The 18,184-nt window shown below is 41.2% G+C and carries 11 protein-coding genes and 1 tRNA gene; 10 read left to right on the top strand and 2 right to left on the bottom strand.

Going from position 1 to position 18,184, the window contains the following annotated elements; all coding sequences use genetic code 11:
- Positions 1-175 precede the first annotated feature (175 nt).
- Positions 176-1,495, top strand: a complete 1,320-nt coding sequence (locus K348_RS0112600; protein WP_029905300.1) for a YihY/virulence factor BrkB family protein — start codon at positions 176-178, stop codon at positions 1,493-1,495.
- 31 nt (positions 1,496-1,526) lie between these two features.
- Positions 1,527-2,900 carry an MATE family efflux transporter gene (locus tag K348_RS0112595; protein WP_029905299.1) on the top strand — a complete coding sequence of 458 codons (1,374 nt, stop codon included), beginning with the start codon at positions 1,527-1,529 and terminating at the stop codon, positions 2,898-2,900.
- Between the two features lie 25 nt (positions 2,901-2,925).
- Here the strand turns inward: K348_RS0112595 and queF are convergent, their stop codons facing one another.
- The gene (gene queF / locus K348_RS0112590) at positions 2,926-3,393 is read right to left on the bottom strand and encodes a preQ(1) synthase (RefSeq protein WP_036930530.1); all 468 of its coding nucleotides are present in this window, start codon (positions 3,391-3,393) and stop codon (positions 2,926-2,928) included.
- Positions 3,393-4,049, bottom strand: a complete 657-nt coding sequence (gene queC, locus K348_RS0112585) for a 7-cyano-7-deazaguanine synthase QueC (RefSeq protein WP_029905297.1) — start codon at positions 4,047-4,049, stop codon at positions 3,393-3,395. Before queC ends, queF begins: the two co-directional genes overlap by 1 nt.
- Positions 4,050-4,195: 146 nt before the next feature.
- On the opposite strand from queC, the gene K348_RS0112580 reads away from it, so the two are divergent.
- The 8 genes from K348_RS0112580 (at position 4,196) to K348_RS0112545 (ending at position 18,157) form a co-directional block, all read left to right on the top strand.
- A tRNA-Lys gene (locus K348_RS0112580) sits at positions 4,196-4,268 on the top strand.
- A gap of 185 nt (positions 4,269-4,453) precedes the next feature.
- Positions 4,454-4,993, top strand: a complete 540-nt coding sequence (locus tag K348_RS0112575; protein WP_029905296.1) for an RNA polymerase sigma-70 factor — start codon at positions 4,454-4,456, stop codon at positions 4,991-4,993.
- A gap of 614 nt (positions 4,994-5,607) precedes the next feature.
- Complete coding sequence (locus K348_RS19570) at positions 5,608-6,231, top strand: FecR family protein (protein ID WP_369793897.1); 624 nt, start codon at positions 5,608-5,610, stop codon at positions 6,229-6,231.
- Between the two features lie 255 nt (positions 6,232-6,486).
- Complete coding sequence (locus tag K348_RS0112565) at positions 6,487-9,588, top strand: TonB-dependent receptor (RefSeq protein WP_197027658.1); 3,102 nt, start codon at positions 6,487-6,489, stop codon at positions 9,586-9,588.
- Between the two features lie 11 nt (positions 9,589-9,599).
- A complete protein-coding gene (locus K348_RS0112560; RefSeq protein ID WP_029905293.1) occupies positions 9,600-11,216 on the top strand; it encodes a RagB/SusD family nutrient uptake outer membrane protein in 1,617 nt (538 codons plus the stop codon).
- Positions 11,217-11,595: 379 nt separating this feature from the next.
- Positions 11,596-13,023 (top strand): IPT/TIG domain-containing protein, encoded by a 1,428-nt coding sequence (locus K348_RS0112555; RefSeq protein ID WP_029905292.1) that lies wholly within the window; start codon positions 11,596-11,598, stop codon positions 13,021-13,023.
- 24 nt (positions 13,024-13,047) lie between these two features.
- Entirely contained in the window at positions 13,048-16,158 is a 3,111-nt protein-coding gene (locus K348_RS0112550) for a TonB-dependent receptor (protein WP_029905291.1), read from the top strand.
- 10 nt (positions 16,159-16,168) lie between these two features.
- The gene (locus K348_RS0112545; RefSeq protein WP_029905290.1) at positions 16,169-18,157 is read left to right on the top strand and encodes a RagB/SusD family nutrient uptake outer membrane protein; all 1,989 of its coding nucleotides are present in this window, start codon (positions 16,169-16,171) and stop codon (positions 18,155-18,157) included.
- Positions 18,158-18,184 lie beyond the last annotated feature (27 nt).

The raw sequence follows: 18,184 nt of genomic DNA, 5'->3' as shown, positions 1-18,184 counted from the left end.
CACTGGCACATTTACTAATTCGCTAATTGATTTTCGTTACTTTTGTTACTTTTTAAATAATCGGACGCTGACGATAGCTATTTTACAACAATATACAATAGATATACGTTTCCTATTAAGAAATACTTAAAATGTTAGAAGAACAGATTATCTTTGTTTATATTTTAGATACTGAATGATCGAAAAAATAACAAATTTTGTAAAACGTATTATCCGCTTCCTTTCGTATGACATCTGGCGCATAAACAAGAAAGACAAGTCGTCGCGGAGAATCGGTTTTTACAACATAATAAAGTCATTTATCCTTGCTATACGCAATATAGACGGGGCACAGCTTTTCACACGTGCATCGGCGCTTACCTACAGTACGCTGTTGTCGATTGTGCCGTTGCTCGCCGTATTGTTTGCCATTGCACGTGGATTCGGTTTTCAGAATATCGTCAAAAGCCAGCTATTCAGTTATTTTGCAGGACAGGAGGAATTGCTTAATAAGGCGACCGCATTTATCGACAAATCGATAGAATATGCGCAGGGCGGAGTCTTTCTCGGGATAGGTGTCATATTGCTGCTTTATACCGTCATCAACCTGCTGTCTAATATTGAAGACAACTTCAATAAAATGTGGCAGGTGAAAAACGGACGGTCTTACTTCCGCATGTTTACCGATTATCTGGCGCTTATCATTATAGCTCCTGTATTTCTGATTTGCAACGCAGGGATTACGATTGTACTAAATTCAACGGCGGAACAGCAATATATCTTAGGACTTGTTATCAGTCCTATTATGAAGATAATACCTTTCGTTATTACTATCCTGCTGTTTACCATTCTGTACATATATATTCCCAATACTAAGGTCAAGTTCAAGAGCGCCTTATTCGGAGGTATCTTCACCGGAGTTGCTTTTCAGGTATTCCAGATGCTGTATATCAGCGGTCAGATATGGATATCGAAGTATAATGCCATTTACGGTAGTTTTGCCGCATTGCCTTTACTATTGTTATGGATTCAGCTGACATGGTTCTTCGTGCTGTTCGGCGTGCAACTATCCTTTGCTTTCCAGAATGTGAATAAGTTCAGCTTTGAGCATGAGACATCCAATATCAGCCGCCGATACAGGGATTTTGTAACATTGCTGATTATGACCCTGATTATTAAGCGATTCGAAAAAGGTCACACTCCTTATATTGCCGACGAACTATCCGAGTATTATAAGATACCTACTAAACTGACCAGCGATACATTATTCTATCTGCAGGAAATAGGGTTGTTGGTAGAAACGCCGTCGAGCGACAATCTTGTCCCCGCCTATATCCCTGCACTGGATATAAATCATATAACGGTAGGCTACATCTTTGAACAGGCTGACCTTTATGGTTCGGAAGATTTCGTTATCGACAAAGACATTGAGTTCAGGAGCGAATGGGAAACGATACTGTCGATACGCGATCCGCAAAATGTCAAATGCAATAATACATTGCTAAAAGACTTATAACCCTCATGCACTGCAAACCCGCCACTAACAAATGAAATCAGGGATACTCAATCTAACTGAAGGGAAGATATTCTCCACCCTGATACGCCTTGCTTTACCGCTTATGGGAACAAGCTTCCTGCAAATGGCATACACCCTCATGGCTATGTCGTGGGTGGGAAGGCTGGGTACGGTATCTCATCCCGAAATTGCTACAAAGTCGGAGGCTGCTATCGGTGCTATTGGCATGCTATTGTGGCTGACTTCTTCGGTGGCCTATCTGGCAATGATAGGTTCGGAAGTAGCAGTAGGGCAATCTATCGGCGCCAAGAAAATGAAACGCGCCGCTATTTATGCATCACATTCTACTACCACGTCAATTACATTGGCTATTGTATGGGTATCGATACTGTTTGTCTTTGCCAATCAGATATTATCCTTTTTCAAACTTGAAGCCGATATTACGGAAGATGCCGTGCTATATCTCCGTATACTGACTATCAGCCTGCCGTTCCAGTTTCTTTCCTATAACTTTACAGGAATCTATAACGGAGCAGGGCGAAGCGTAATACCGTTCCGCAACAATGCAATGGGGCTGGTACTGAATATGATATTAGACCCGATACTTATGTTCTGGATGGGGCTCGGACTGCACGGTGCAGCTATAGGAACAGTTGTGGCGCAGCTGTTTGTATTCTCATTGTTCTATTATCAGATAAGAATCGGGAATCGGATACTCGGCAAGTTCTCTTTCTTCATCAAGCCGAAAGGAATGTATCTGAAGCGAATCTTCTTCCTCGGTGCACCGGTTTCTATAATGAATTCACTATATGCAATCATCAATATGAATCTGGCGCGCGTAGCTTCTATACATGGAGGACATCTGGGGCTAATGACACAAACAACAGGCGGGCAAGTCGAAGCCGTCACATGGAATACATCGCAGGGATTTTCCACGGCTCTGAGTGCTTTTGTCGCCCAGAACTACGCAGCCAATAAACTCGAAAGAGGCAAAAAGGCCTACTATTATACAATACGGGTCATGCTCAGTCTGGGGATTGTTGTGAGTATCTGTTTTATACTTTTCGGAGCGCAGATATTCGGTATCATTGTACCCGAAGAGAATGCAATGGAAGCCGGGGCGCAATACCTCTTTGTGATGGGCTTGGTGCAGATATTCATGATGTTCGAGCTTACCACGCAAGGCATGTTTAACGGTATCGGCCGTACAATAGAGCCCGCCGTTATCAGCATTACATTCAATGCACTGCGCATACCTCTGGCCTATTATCTGGCTTCGCAAATGGGAATTGTGGGTGTATGGTGGGCAATCGCAATATCTACCGTATGCAAAGGTATCATCCTGCCTACATGGTTTGCCATTGTATACAGAAGAGTAAAGAAGAAAAGGCCGAAAATAGGATAAAAAAAAGAGGCGTGTGCCTCTCCTGTTATTTATATATCTGCTGAGGATTATGCTTCAGCAAGCGTTCTTTGGCAAATGATTCATATTCGGTATCCGGACGCCCGTAATTGCAGAACGGATAGATACTGATACCGCCCCGCGGGGTGAATATACCGACCACCTCGATGTATTTGGGATTCATCAACCTGATCAGGTCTTTCATCATTATGTTTACACAGTCTTCATGAAAAGCACCGTGATTACGGAAGCTGAACATATACAGCTTCAGGCTCTTGCTTTCCACCATTTTTACATCGGGAATATAATTGATGTGGATAGTTGCAAAATCGGGTTGCCCCGTTATCGGGCACAGGCTGGTAAACTCAGGGCAGTTGAATGTTACCCAGTAGTCGTTTCCCTGATGCTTATTATCGAATGCTTCCAGCACTTCGGGAGCGTAATCGTCTTTGTATTCCGTTTTGCCACCGAGATGGCTTAATCCTTCTATTTCCATTATTTCCTTGTTTTTAAGTAACTATCCAATCCCTGTTTACGTAGCTTACACGCAGGACAATGCCCGCAACCGTCAGCTATAATACCATTGTAGCATGTCAGCGTCTGCGTACGCACAATATCAAAGACGCCGAGTTCGTCGGAGAGTTGCCATACAGCTGTTTTATCCCGCCACATCAGTGGTGTATGTATTTGAAAATGCTCGTCCATTGCCAGATTGATCGAGGTATTTGCCGACATTATAAAGGTATCGCGACAATCGGGATAACCGCTGTAGTCAGCCTCGGAAACTCCCGTTACGATATGCCGTATACCATGCGAACGCGCTATCACTGCCGCAAATGTAAGGAACAGGAGATTACGCCCCGGCACAAAAGTATTGGGATACGAGTCGGCAGGCTTTTCTTCATCCATTACGATATCACTTGTCAGTGAGTTTACGGACAACTGGCTGATTATCGAAGCATCCAACAGTTGAAAGGGAACATCCGCCTGCGCAGCAATAGCTTGAGCTACTTCCACTTCTTTAGAGTGGCGCTGGCCATAAGTAAAACACAGGGTACGGACCGAAGAGAAATTCTTCAAAGTCCAGTATAGGCACGTTGTAGAGTCTTGTCCACCTGAAAACAAGACCAAAGCCGGTTCTTTTTTATTCATTCTAATTCTTTGTTTTTTACGTGGTTGATCCTAAGATACACGGAAAGCGATCGGACTTTCGGGTACAAAAGTAGTAATTTAGGAAGATTCTCTTCAAAAAAATTTCCTTAAAAAGAATAATTGTTATACTTTTGCACTCACCAAACGACTCCGTAGCTCAGTTGGTAGAGCAAATGACTCTTAATCATTGGGTCGAGAGTTCGAGCCTCTCCGGGGTCACAATAACCCTCTCAAAACAAAGTTTTGAGAGGGTTATTTATTTATCTTATAGCATATCTAGTATACATTTAAAGAATTATCACTTTTTTTATATTAAAAGGGTAATACTTTTCTCCCCAATTGTGTTACATTTATAATGTGCAAATTTAAGATTATTTGAATACACAGAATGCCTGATTTAGAAAATGAAAAACACCGAGAAGGATTTAATTCTTGCAATAAAAAACGGAGATACAAATGCCTTTAAAAGTCTCTTTTTCAAATACAGTGAGAAACTTTGCATTTGGTCATTTAATATAACAAACAATTATTCTGTTGCAGAAGATATTGTCCAGGACTTTTTTATATGGTATTGGTTGAACAAACAGAACCTCAATTTCAACCCTTCATTTTTATCTTATGCATACAGAGCTGTCTACAATTCTTCGCTAAACTACCTGCGAGATTCTTCAAAATATATACATGACTGCGAACTGATCATTAAAGACATCGTAGAAGAAACTACTTATCATGAAGATGATACGGAAGAATTGAAGAAGTCGATGGTAAAAGCCATCGACGAACTTCCCGAACGATGCAAAAAGATTTTTGTAATGGCTACTATAGAAAAAAAGAAATATACTGAAGTTGCGAACCAATTAGGAATCTCGGTGAATACCGTGAAAGTGCAAGTATCGAAAGCATACAGAATACTTCGTGAAAAAATTTGCATGATATTATTTTAATAAAGATTTATCTATAGGATGATAATACTTTCACAAACACCCGTGCTATATAAATAAGCAGATTTGATAAAATGAAAACAATAAAAAATAATTTCGATAAATGGCAACTACTTCTCAAAGTTTTGACAAACGAAATAGAAGAAAATGATCCCTTATTTCAGGAGTGGCTGAAAAAAGATAAGGAAAATGAAAAGTTATATCATTCCCTTATCAATGACGATCAGAAGCCATTATTCGATAAAGAGAAGATGTATGCCAATATATCCCGATCGCTTTCCTTCCCTGAGAAGGATGTAAAACCAGATAAAAAGTTTTATCACCTTTCATGGCTAAAATATGCGTCCGTAATTATATTCTTGATGATTTCATCCGTTGTATTTATCCTTATCTACAATAACAATAAAGAAAATATAAAAATTGCAGATAATAATACAGATACAATCTTTGATAATAAAAAAGTAATATTGACATTAGCGAATGGTAAAATACTTGACCTAACACAAAACTTTAATTTGGAAGAAGGGAATAATTTCCTAATGAGTAACGACACACTACAAGGATTATCATATAAAAGAACAGGCAATGCAAATAAAACCGAATATCACACCCTTAGCATTCCTGTTGGTGGAGAATATGAGCTGAAACTCGAAGACGGTACCAAAGTATACCTCAATTCCGGCACAAAACTGACATACCCTTCTCAGTTTAATGAAGATAAACGTACGGTATCACTCACCGGAGAAGCTTATTTCGATGTAGCTAATAACGGCCAGCCATTTATTGTACATACAAATGATGTTGATATCAAAGTACTGGGTACATCTTTCAATGTATCAGCTTATAAGGAGGACTCTTTTGTGAATACTACATTAATAAACGGAAAAGTACAGGTAAAAGTCAATTCAAATCATTCCTTTTTTGATATGAATCCTGGTTATAACTTAGCATTTCAAAAAGAAACCGGAAAAGTGGTTAATGCAAAGGTCGATACCGAATTATATACTGCATGGCGAAAAGGCGAATTCTTTTTCAAAGGTCAGACGCTGGATCAGATATTTGCCAAGCTATCCCGCTGGTATGATTTTACCGTTGAGTATCAAGATCCTGACATCCGTTACGAGCGGTTTACTGGCGGCTGTGACAAACATAATCCTATCGATGTATTCTTAAAGCAAATAGAATTAGTAACAAATATAAAACATACCAAAAATGGCAGTAGAATAACTGTTTACCGATAAAAATAACATCCGGCCGATAGCGTTTGACCGGAATTGAGATCAAAACTGCCGCCCTGCAATTGATTTCTTATAAATGTAATTGTAATATATTTTTAATGCTATGAAAAAAAAAAGTACACGAGACGGGAAATTTCGGGAAAGACCTACAAAATCCTATTCAAAAGCCTGAAATTATTCTTTCTGTTAACATCACTCTTTTTCAGTTTCATCTTTTCAAACAAATGTTATGCCCAGACAACATCATTCAGTTTGAATATGCAAAACACAAAACTGGAAAATGTGTTTGCAGAAATACAGAAAAAGAGCGGGTTTATCCTTTTTTATAACAATGAACAGATCGATTTAAAAAAGACGGTAAGCATCAAGGCTAATAATGCTACTATTACAGAAATTCTCAACACAGTTTTATCGGGGGAATACGATTACAAAATCGACGGCAAATATATCCTTATCAGCAAACTCACCCAGCCACGAAAAGTAATGGAGGACGAGCGCAGCCTGACAGTGAGGGGGGTTGTTATGGAGAAAAGAGAACCGCCTGTACCTTTACCCGGGGTGAATATAACTGTAAAAGGTACGACCATTGGAAGCCTGACAGATGCAGACGGATTTTATACCATAAAAGCAAAAAAAGGTGATATATTGATTTTTAAAATTCTTGGTTTCCAAATCTATGAGTTTGAAGTAATAAAATCGGAAACAAATCTGATAATACCTCTGCAGGAGCAGATTTCTACTTTAGACGAAGTAGTAATAACAGGCATGACCGAGCAACAGAAAAAGCATATTGCCAGCGCGGTTTCCTTGCTTCCCATAGAATCGAATCTTGCAGGAAAGCCTATTACATCCATATCACAATCGCTGCAAGGAGGCATAACGGGATTGAATGTCACACAAGGGTCGGGATTACCGGGCGGGGATGCCGCCGCGATAAAGATACGCGGGATAAGCACATTAGGGAATTCTGACCCGCTTGTTTTAGTCGACGGCATACCTATGGATATGAATCATATCGACCCTTCTACAATAGAAAGTGTTTCGGTACTGAAAGATGCCGCCGCTGCCGCTATATATGGCTCCCGAGCAGCAAACGGTGTTATTGCCATAACCACAAAGAGAGGTAAAGTAGGGCGAGTTGTCCTCACATATGACGGTTATTTTGGTATGCAGTCACCCGTATATATGCCCAAAACGGTCGATGCCGTACAATACATGCGAATGTATAACGAGGCCAGCAGGAATGCCGGAAATGCCGAGCTATACAGGGAAGACGGGGAAATAGCCAAAACACTATCCGGCGAAGACCCTGTAAGGTATCCTGATACCGATTGGGTAGACCTGATTATCAGCAAAAACAATCCTATCACCAGTCATTCGCTGGGTGTCAGCGGCGGAAATAATCTGGCACGGTTTGCAGTTACGGCAAACTACCTCTATCAGGATGGCATGATACCGCACACATCATACGACAGGTTTACAATACGGGCAAATACGACAATAAATCTCGCTTCAAAATTCACTGTAAATCTGGATGCAATGGCAATAAGACTGAACCTCCAACGGCCCAACAGGACAACGAGCGGCGATGGCAACCGGATTCTCGAGGATATATACAGAGTGCCCCCGACAGTATTGCCAAAGTATCCGGATAATGGTTCGGGCAAAATAATTTACGGGCGTTGGGTCGATATAGTAAATCCCTTGGCGTATGCTGAGATAGGTGGAAGAGAAGATATCGAAAATATACAATCGACTATAAATATTCAACCCCGCTGGAATGTCTTCGATAATTTGAACCTAAAAGGACAATTCTTTATCCGTCTGAATAGCGACAGACAGCGGCGAAAACGCGATGTTTTCAACTTCTTCGATTACGAAACAGGCAATCATCTTCAGACATGGCAGCAAGAACGGGTATCGTCACAGGCCAGAACATTTTATCAGAGTCTGGGACTTTCCGGCGATTATTCCAAATCATTCGGCAAAAACTATCTTATGGGGATAATAGGTTACAATCAGGAAGAATACAATGCGGGAGAATGGGAAGTAAGAACCTTGGCATCCGGTTATGCAAAATTCAATTATGCCTATGACGACCGCTATTTACTGGAATTAGTCGGGCGCATCGACGGTTCCTCCCGCTTCGGGCCGGGTAAGAAATTCGGAACTTTCCCGTCCATTGCTGCAGGATGGAATATACACAATGAAAGCTTCATGAAAAACATTAAGTTTGTGAACAACCTGAAATACAGGATATCATATGGAAAACTAGGCAATGAAAACATAGGCCTATATCGTTATCAATCACTTATCGATAACAATAACGGCGAAGAAAGGAGCTTAGGCAACCCCGATATAACATGGGAAACGGTCAACATGTTCGACACCGGATTGGATATATCAATCTTGGACAACAAACTGGAATTAGTTTTGGATTATTACGATAAACTGACAGAAAATATAATTTTGGAGCCGCAGGTATCATATGTTGCAGGATTTTACGGTAATGCACCTATTAACTCTGGTGAGGTGCGAAACAGAGGCTTTGAAGTATCTCTTAATTACTATGGGAAAATCAAAGACAATTGGAATATATCCGTCAGTCCCGGATTTTCGTATAATAAAAACACTATAGAAAAACTATACGGTAACGAAGATATTTATACAGATTCGAATACGATAAACAGGGTCGGTTATCCCATAGGAAGTATTTGGGGATACGAGACCGACGGTTTACTCAAACAAAGTGATTTTGATGCTTCCGGAAATCCTTTAGTACCTGTTATGGCAAATGCGAAACCGGGCGATATCCGCTATTTGGATAGAAATAATAATGGGGAAATTGACGACGGGGATAAATCTGTTATTGGCAATCCCGTACCAAGGATCAATTACTTTGCAAACATAAAAGTCGGCTACAAGAATTTCGATCTGGAAGCTTTATTTCAGGGAGTCGGAAAATGTAATGTTGTTCTTTCCGGCATGTTTGCCTTTCCTCTCGATATGACTGCCGATGGCGGCGTACCTACAAGATTTTTTGCAGATAATTACTGGACAGAAGGACGTACCGATGCAAGATTTCCCAGACTATCGACTTCCCCTTCCGTAAACAAGCACGTTTCCGATTTTTGGTTTCAGGACGGATCATTCTTAAGAACGAAGTATATACAGTTGGGATATAATTTCGATAAGGATATAATCTCTAAAGCAGGATTAAGTTTTGCCCGGATGTATATAAATGTGCAGAACCCTTTTACTTTCACCGGCATGAAACTATTAGATCCTGAAACGAGAGGGAGCCAGTGGACTTACGGAATTCAGAGAATATATACTATCGGGGTTAATTTGAAATTTTAAATATACGTATTATGAAAAATCTATATATATACCTTATATTAATAATCTTATCCATAATCTCTATCTCTTGTGAAGATTTCCTCACAAAAGATAATCCGGGCTCATTTACCACCGATGACAAATGGTGGGAAACCGAAGAGAATGCACGAAACGCTTTGCAAATAGCATATCAGGGACTGCCGGAAGGAACATCGGGCAGAAATGCCATGCTGATAATAGGGCTAAGTGATGAAGCTGTAGGCAGACAAAATTATTCGAACGACTATCCGCAATTTACTAAAAGTCTGCAGAATTCCGATTGGGGTGTTGCTCTTCATATGTGGCAGGATAATTATATAAATATCCGTTCTGCAAACCGCTTGTTGGAGAATATTCACAGAGTGTATATGACTAATGAAGAGCTAAAGAAAAGATATATACACGAAGCAAAGGCTCTCAGGGCATTTCATCATATGGAACTGCTCTTGTATTTCGGGGGTATACCGATAGTACAAAAAACAATAACCCCTGCGGAAAACAAACTAGCCCGCAATACGGAAGAGGAATGCTATAATTTTATTATATCCGAATTCAGGGAAGCAGCAAATGGGCTTCCTGCAAAATATGATCCTGCAGATAAAGAGCGTATATCCAAAGCTGCCTGTTGGGCTTTAATAAGCCGTCTGGCACTCCACTACCATAAATATGACATTGCAGCAGAATATGCAAAAAAAATTATGGATTTACGCGAGACCGATGGAGAAGGAAATCCTACAGGTTCTCCTTTATATGAGCTATGGCCTGATTATTCGACACTTTTTACGTATAGTGGGAATAATGACAATAATAAAGAACGCATCATGATCAGGTCGTATGGTTGCAGGGATGCATGGCAAAGATTTGCACCTCACAGTCTGGGCGGAGAAATCAGCACATCTCCTACCAATTCGGCTGTAAACAACTTTGAAACAAAGCAGGGCAAAACAATATATGAATTAGGAGAAGACTCATTAGCCATCTATATAGAGACGCCTAACTATAAAAACAACAGGGATCCACGATTCGGTGTATCGGTATTATGTCCGGGTGAAATTTATGACGGGCAGGAACTCGATCCGTTTTCGGAAAACAATCTGAACCTCGACCGCATAGGATTGCAGCATTCAACTTCTACAGGATTCTGGGTCAAAAAATATCTGGATACCAGAGACCGCTACGGAGGCAGGTCACTGGATTATATGCTCATCCGTTATGCCGAAGTACTACTCAATTATGTCGAGGCGTTAATTGAATCCGGTGATTGGAAGAATCCCGATGTCATTACCTATCTCAACATGATAAGAAACAGAGCGAAGATGCCCGATGTAAATACCTCTGTATACAATACTCTGCAAAAACTGAGAGAGCTGGTAAGACGCGAACGTCAGGCAGAAACTGCTTTCGAAGGGCGGCGATTCTACGACATACGGCGCTGGAATATTGCAAATACGGTTATGAACGGGCAAGTTTACGGGGCATTCAATCCCATCACCGGTCAACCCTATGAGGTTGAAGTCCGCAAATACAGGCCGGAAAGGGATATCCGGTTTCCTATACCGAGAGGTGAAATAACATCTAACCCTAATATGAAGCAAAACCCGGGATACTAATTTTAAGTATAATTTGAATTGAGAAGCGAAAGTGTAGGCTTTCGCTTTCTGATTATTAAAGTAAAAATTGGCAGAAAACATCTTTTTTGCATAAATAGGATAATACTTTTTCCATTCACGTGTGTTACTAGTTTAAGGTAAGGAATATTGATGTTTAGCTTACACCGGAACAACCTTATCTAAGAAATGAAAAACATGTACAAATCAAGCATTTATATGATGAAGAAAAAAATGCCCTGAAATCTCATTTTTTAATATTGTGAATCTATTGCCGTAAAGAAAGAATGTCTTTCTGAAAGGTACACTTTAGATCTGTTGCCAACCACTACATCAGATTTAGAGGAGTAAAAATATTGGTCTTAACTTAAATTTAATCAGTATGAAAAAGAAGAAGAAAATTTATTTGCTGTTTAGAGCTTTGATGACTTCCATTGTCCTGATTCTGATCGTCAGCTGTAGCGACTCGGATGATAAAGGAAGTTACGATCCTTCAAAACCTGTAGAGTTTAAAAGCTTTTCCCCGACAGAAGGACCGACACGAACAGAACTTTACATTACAGGTAGTAATTTCGGATCGGATGCTTCCAAAATCCATGTAAAAATAGGAGGTAAAGTTGCGAAGGTCATCGGTTCAAACGGTACAACTATCTACTGTATGGTTCCGCGCAGAGCCTATGGCGGAGAAATTGAGATTCAGATAGATGATGAAGGAGGAAACCCTGCTGTAGAATACCAGTTTGAAAAGAAATTTAAATATACACCCATTACCACCGTTACCACTCTTTGTGGCTATGTGAACGAGTTGGGTGAATCTTCCATGATCGACGGCAACTATGAAAAAGCACAATTTGACGACCCGTTCTGGATCGAATTCGATAAAGATGGAGAAGACAAAATTCTGTATGTATGCGAACATGGCAAAGCCTTGCGAAAAATCGACCTCGGACGTGAGGATGTATCGACTGTAGTTACAAACGGTCAGGGCTCGTTTGATATCATGCAGACAATCTGCTACAGTGCCGACCGTGACACAATGTTTTTTACCGATGACAATGGTCAGAATACCCGCGATATGGTTGCTATTTCCTATGCCCTCAGAACTGAATCGTTCAGAAAAGTATATCCTTACATCTACGACAGAACAACCTATTCCGTTATCTCCCACCCCAAAGACGCAGTACTATTCTACAATACCTATTACAATGCTGCTGTAATGAAAGCCAACGGGCAATACAATACGGAGAAAAAAGAATGGGAACCCAAACAATTATACAATGTAAGGGAAAATCAAGGATCGCAAACAAAAATGGTGATGCATCCCGACGGGCGATACGCCTATCTCATGGGCTTCAATTGTGTACAAAAATCAGTATATGATAAGACCACTCAAGAACTACTAAGGCCTACCGTGCATGTCGGAACCATGAGTAATAGTGGTTATTTGGATGCTCCGGGGGCAGGCGCGCGATTTAGCTATATACATCAAGGTGTGTTCGTTAAAAACCCCGATTATGTAAAAGAAGGTAAAGATGATATTTATGATTTCTATTTATGCGATGTGGATAATCACTGTATCAGAAAGATAACTCCGAGCGGATTGGTAGAGACATACGCAGGCCGTGGTAGCGTAGGACTAGATGAACATGCTTATGGATACATTGACGGCGACCTACGCAAGGAAGCCCGTTTCTATAAACCGTCGGGAATAGCTTACGACGAAGAAGAAGAGATATTTTATATTTCGGAACGTGGAAACTGGGATGGATCGGTAGGCAACAGACGCATACGATGTATTTCAGTAGAATAGTTTAACCTTAATCCCGAACATAATATGAAGAAATATATATTAATTATTTTATGCCTTTCAATATATGCTCTCAATGCCCATTCCCAGACTGCTAAGGTCGAGGTAACAGGCAGGGTTACGGATGTAGCCGACGAACCCTTGATAGGAGCGAGTGTTTCTGTAAAAAACACGGTAGGTCTGGGTGTAATCACCGATGCTGACGGTAAATTCAAGATTACAGTCAATGCATATTCTCAATTGGTTATCACCTATATTGGTTTTGTAAAACAAGAAGTTCAGATAAAAGATACAAATACAGAACTTAAAATTGTATTGAAAGAGGATGTAAGCAATGTTATCGAAGAAGTTACCATAACAGGAACCGGACCTCAGAAAAAGGCAACCCTGACAGGAGCTATATCTACTGTGGATGTCGGTTTATTGAAGACTTCGTCTTCCAGCATCACCAATGCCTTAGCCGGAAATGTCGCCGGAGTACTGGCTATGCAGACATCAGGGCAGCCCGGGCAAAACACATCTGAATTCTGGGTACGGGGCATCTCAACATTCGGAGCAGGCTCCAGTGCTCTGGTACTGGTAGATGGTTTCGAACGAAACCTGAACGAAATTAATGTGGAAGATATCGAATCCTTCTCCGTTCTGAAAGATGCATCGACCACTGCGATATATGGTTCACGCGGAGCAAACGGCGTTATATTAGTAACTACAAAACGTGGGCGGTCGGGTAAAATATCCGTAAACGCTAAAGCAGAAGTATCATATAGTTCACGTACTTTTACACCTGAATTTGTTGACGGGCATACCTATGCTTTATTACTCAATGAAGCCAGAACAACAAGAAATCTGCAGCCGTCGTTCTCAAATCAGGAGTTAGACCTCTATCGTTCAGGACTCGATGCAGACCTGTATCCGAATGTAGACTGGCTGGACTTATTGTTAAAGGACGGAGCGCCTACCTATCGGGCCAACATCGATCTGAGCGGTGGTGGGGAAACAGCCCGTTACTTTGTTTCTACCAGTTATGTAGATGAAGGCGGTATGTTCCGTGCAGATAATGCAGTAAAGGATTACAAGACAAACACCAATTATAGCCGCTGGAACTATCGTCTCAATTTAGATATTGATATCACCAAATCAACACTGCTTAAAGTCGGGGTATCCGGAGCCTTGGAAAGACAAAACCAGCCGGGATTTAGTCAGGATGATATCTGGCATAGTGCCTTAGGGCAAAACCCCATAGCGATTCCTATTAAGTATTCCAATGGATATTTCCCATCATATGGAGAGGGAGTCAGAACAAATCCATGGGTTATGTCTACACAATCGGGATATAATGAGTCTTGGAAAAATACCATACAGACAAATGCCGTACTGGAACAGAATCTAGGTTTCATAACACAAGGACTAAAATTTACCGGGCGATTCGGTTTCGATACATTTAACGATAACAATATTCAGCGAAGAAAGATTCCTGAATTATGGAAGGCCAGCCGCAGGCGTAATTCTGCAGGAGAGATCGACTTTACGAGGGTAATGGCCGAAATGCTTATGTCTCAAAGTTCCGGATCGAACGGAAGCAGAAGAACTAACTTTGAAGCCGAACTCAATTACGATCGTGCATTCAATACAGACCACCGGGTCGGCACAACTATAAAATACACTCAGGGAGCCAATAAGAATACCGCGAATGTAGGAGATGATATACGTGCAGGCATAGAAAAACGCAACCAGACATTAGCCGGGCGATTTACTTATTCATGGAAGTCCCGTTATCTGTTCGATTTCAACTTCGGGTACAACGGTTCGGAGAATTTCGCCAAAGGTCATCAGTTCGGATTCTTTCCCGCATTTTCAGTAGCATGGAATGTTGCAGAAGAAGACTTTATTAAAAAGAAATTCGACTGGCTGACAATGTTCAAAATACGTTACTCTTACGGTGAGGTTGGTAATGATAATATTACCGACTCCAACAACAGGTTTCCGTATTTCTCTTCGTTCGTTTCGAAAGCCTATAATAAGGATGCCGATAACGGAAAAGAAAGATGGAAAGACGGATACAACTGGGGAGATATAGATAGTCCCTACCCTTTCAGCGATCTTACTTACAGCATTATATCATCTAAGGATGTTACATGGGAAAAATCTAAGAAGCACGACGTAGGACTCGACGTATATATATTCAATGATAAATTCAACCTTACCGTCGATTATTTCTACGAAAAGCGTACGGGTATATACATGGACCGCAATTATATTCCTGCTATCGTCGGACTGCAGGGAACTGTACCGAAAGCTAATCTGGGGTCTACTTTACTGAAAGGCTTCGATGGCAATTTCGCAGTTCATCATACTATCGATAAGGTGAAACTCGCATTGCGCGGTAACTTTACATATAGTAAGAATGAAATACGCGAAGCCGACGAACAGTACAGCAATTACCCTTATACTATGCGGGCCGGTTACCGAATCAATCAGAACAGAGGTTTAATAGCGGAAGGGCTGTTTAAAGATTATGAAGACATACGTGATAGCCCCACACAGACATTCGGTGACGTAATGCCAGGAGATATCAAATACAAAGATGTAAACGGAGACGGTAAAATCGACGATAACGATGTCGTTCCTATCGGTTCCACGGCAAAGCCCAATCTGATTTATGGATTAGGTCTTGCTGTAGAATGGAATAATTTCGATTTCAACATATTATTTCAGGGGGCGGGCAAGTCGTCATTCTTTATCGACGGATTCACGGTTTACCCGTTCAGTTCGGGTGACTGGGGCAATATCCTGACAGATGTAGTGAAATCTAACCGCTGGATTCTTGGAGAAAATGAAGATGTGAATGCAGAATATCCACGGCTGAGTTTTAATGGAAATGCAAATAATTACAGAAGCTCTACATATTGGCTGCGAGACGGTAAATACCTGCGCCTGAAAAACCTTGAGATAGGATACAGGCTTCCTAATAAGATAACAAACAAGATTATGTTGAAAGATGCCAGATTATACTTTATGGCAACCAACCTGCTCACTTTCTCGAAGTTTAAATTATGGGATCCCGAACTAGGCAGTTCCAATGGCCAGAGATACCCGTTAAGCAGAACTTTTACGTTAGGATTGACTATCAATATTTAATATACGACTTATGAAAATAAAACATATTATATTAAGCTTATTGCTGACTTTCAGCTTTTCTTCATGCTCCGACTTCCTTTCAGTCGACCATTATTTTGAAGACTTGCAAACCGAAGACCGTATATTTAAAAGTAGGGATTATACGGAGCAATGGTTGGCAAATGCCTACAAGCATTTATTACTCTACAATCTCGAAATAGGGCATCAGGAATATACAATCACCAACTGTGGAGATGATATTTACTATACTGAAGGAGGAAATTGCAGAAGTATGAAAGCGGGCACTTACCAGCCCGGATGGTATTTTAGCGATTGGACGCAATCTTTTCAGGGCATCCGTCAGGCATCCATACTTTTACAAAAAGTAGATATAAATGAAGATTATACTCCGGAAGAACTTGCCGACGTGAAAGCACAGGCACGTTTTGTAAGGGGATATTATTACTGGTTGCTTTTACGTAAATACGGTCCTGTTCCTATTCTTCCGGATGAAGGACTGGATTATGATGCCGAATATGATAAGCTTTCTCTCCCCCGTAATACCTATGACGAATGCGCAGACTATATCGCAAAAGAGATGGAACTGGCAGCTAAAGACCTTCCTTACAAAAGGGATATCCGCAGCGCTTCCCGTCCTACACGCGGAGCCGCACTGGCAACACGGGCAAAGGCGCTTCTGTATGCTGCAAGTCCTTTAGCCAATGGGAATACCGAAATGGCAGATTTCACCGATCATACAGGTAAGCAACTGATATCACAGACTTATGACGAAAGTAAATGGGCAAGAGCCGCAGCGGCTGCTTATGATGTAATCAACCTGAAAAGCGACGGGGCTCCTGTGTACAGGCTATATACGGCCACCAAACGTGCTACAGGTAGTGTTGCTTATCCGGCAACCATAATCCCACCGCACCACCCGAAACATTCGGATAAAGATTTCCCTGCAGGATGGGCGAATATAGACCCTTTCGAATCATATCGCTCGTTGTTTAACGGAGACTTATACGTAGTAGAAAATCCGGAACTGATATTTTCACGGGGAGAGAATCAGACATACTATGAGTATGGAATCGTTTCATTAACAAGGCATCAGATGCCTCAGGGACTGGGCGGATTCAATTGTCACGGAATAACCGGAAAGCAATGCGATGCATACAGCATGAACGATGGAACGCCTTTCGATACTAAAAACAGTATGAAAGGTTTTGTTACGGCAGACGAAGAAACAAAAGGCATATATCCACCGCTGAAAGAAGGTGTCTGGAAAGAATATGCTAATCGCGAACCACGGTTCTATGCTTCTGTAGCATACAACGGTGCTGTATGGCCCGGAGCCAGCGCACGCCAGACCGATTACCTGAACAAACGTGCATGGTATTACAGGGGTGAACTTGAAGGACGTGACTCAGGCGAACGCTGGCTGCCTACCGGTATAGGAATGATGAAATTCGTTAACCCTAAAGATAATGAACTGGGAGGAGGAAGAATTTATCCGAAAGTTGACCTTGCCATTCGTTATGCCGACATCCTGTTGATGTATGCCGAAGCCCTGAACGAATTGACATCTACATATCAGATTCCGTCATGGGATGGAACGGAAACATATCCTATTTCCAGAAATACACCCGATATCAGTAGTGCACTTTCTCAAGTACGCATAAGAGCGGGAGTTCCCGATTTTACAGCCGATATATATGCCGACTACAATAAGTTGCAGAAAGCAATTAAGCGTGAACGTCAAATCGAGTTAATGGGTGAAAATCAGCGTTTCTTCGATGTCAGACGTTGGAAAGATGCTCCTGTAGAAGAATCTCAGATAATGTACGGCTGTAATACCCTGATGACGACAGAGAATGCCGAAAAGTTCTACGACAGGGTAGAAATACCGCAATTCCCGACAACCTTTACCCGCAAGATGTATTTCTGGCCGGTCAGTTTTACCGAGTTGCAAAGAAATAAGAACCTGACTCAGATACCGGGATGGCAAACATACGACTGATATTGTTAAACAATTAATATCAAAGAA

Source organism: Prevotella sp. 10(H), assembly GCF_000711235.1.
GTDB lineage: Bacteria > Bacteroidota > Bacteroidia > Bacteroidales > Dysgonomonadaceae > Dysgonomonas.
The sequence above is the reverse complement of the archived record's forward strand: the minus strand, read 5'-3'. Positions and strand labels throughout refer to the sequence as shown.

Excerpts from the sequence above, each read along its gene's own strand:
- K348_RS0112600 (WP_029905300.1), top strand. The coding sequence starts at position 176 with ATGATCGAAAAAATAACAAATTTTGTAAAACGTATTATCCGCTTCCTT.
- K348_RS0112595 (WP_029905299.1), top strand. The coding sequence starts at position 1,527 with ATGAAATCAGGGATACTCAATCTAACTGAAGGGAAGATATTCTCCACC.
- queF (WP_036930530.1), bottom strand. The coding sequence starts at position 3,393 with ATGGAAATAGAAGGATTAAGCCATCTCGGTGGCAAAACGGAATACAAA.
- queC (WP_029905297.1), bottom strand. The coding sequence starts at position 4,049 with ATGAATAAAAAAGAACCGGCTTTGGTCTTGTTTTCAGGTGGACAAGAC.
- K348_RS0112575 (WP_029905296.1), top strand. The coding sequence starts at position 4,454 with ATGAAAAACACCGAGAAGGATTTAATTCTTGCAATAAAAAACGGAGAT.
- K348_RS0112565 (WP_197027658.1), top strand. The coding sequence starts at position 6,487 with ATGCAAAACACAAAACTGGAAAATGTGTTTGCAGAAATACAGAAAAAG.
- K348_RS0112560 (WP_029905293.1), top strand. The coding sequence starts at position 9,600 with ATGAAAAATCTATATATATACCTTATATTAATAATCTTATCCATAATC.
- K348_RS0112555 (WP_029905292.1), top strand. The coding sequence starts at position 11,596 with ATGAAAAAGAAGAAGAAAATTTATTTGCTGTTTAGAGCTTTGATGACT.
- K348_RS0112550 (WP_029905291.1), top strand. The coding sequence starts at position 13,048 with ATGAAGAAATATATATTAATTATTTTATGCCTTTCAATATATGCTCTC.
- K348_RS0112545 (WP_029905290.1), top strand. The coding sequence starts at position 16,169 with ATGAAAATAAAACATATTATATTAAGCTTATTGCTGACTTTCAGCTTT.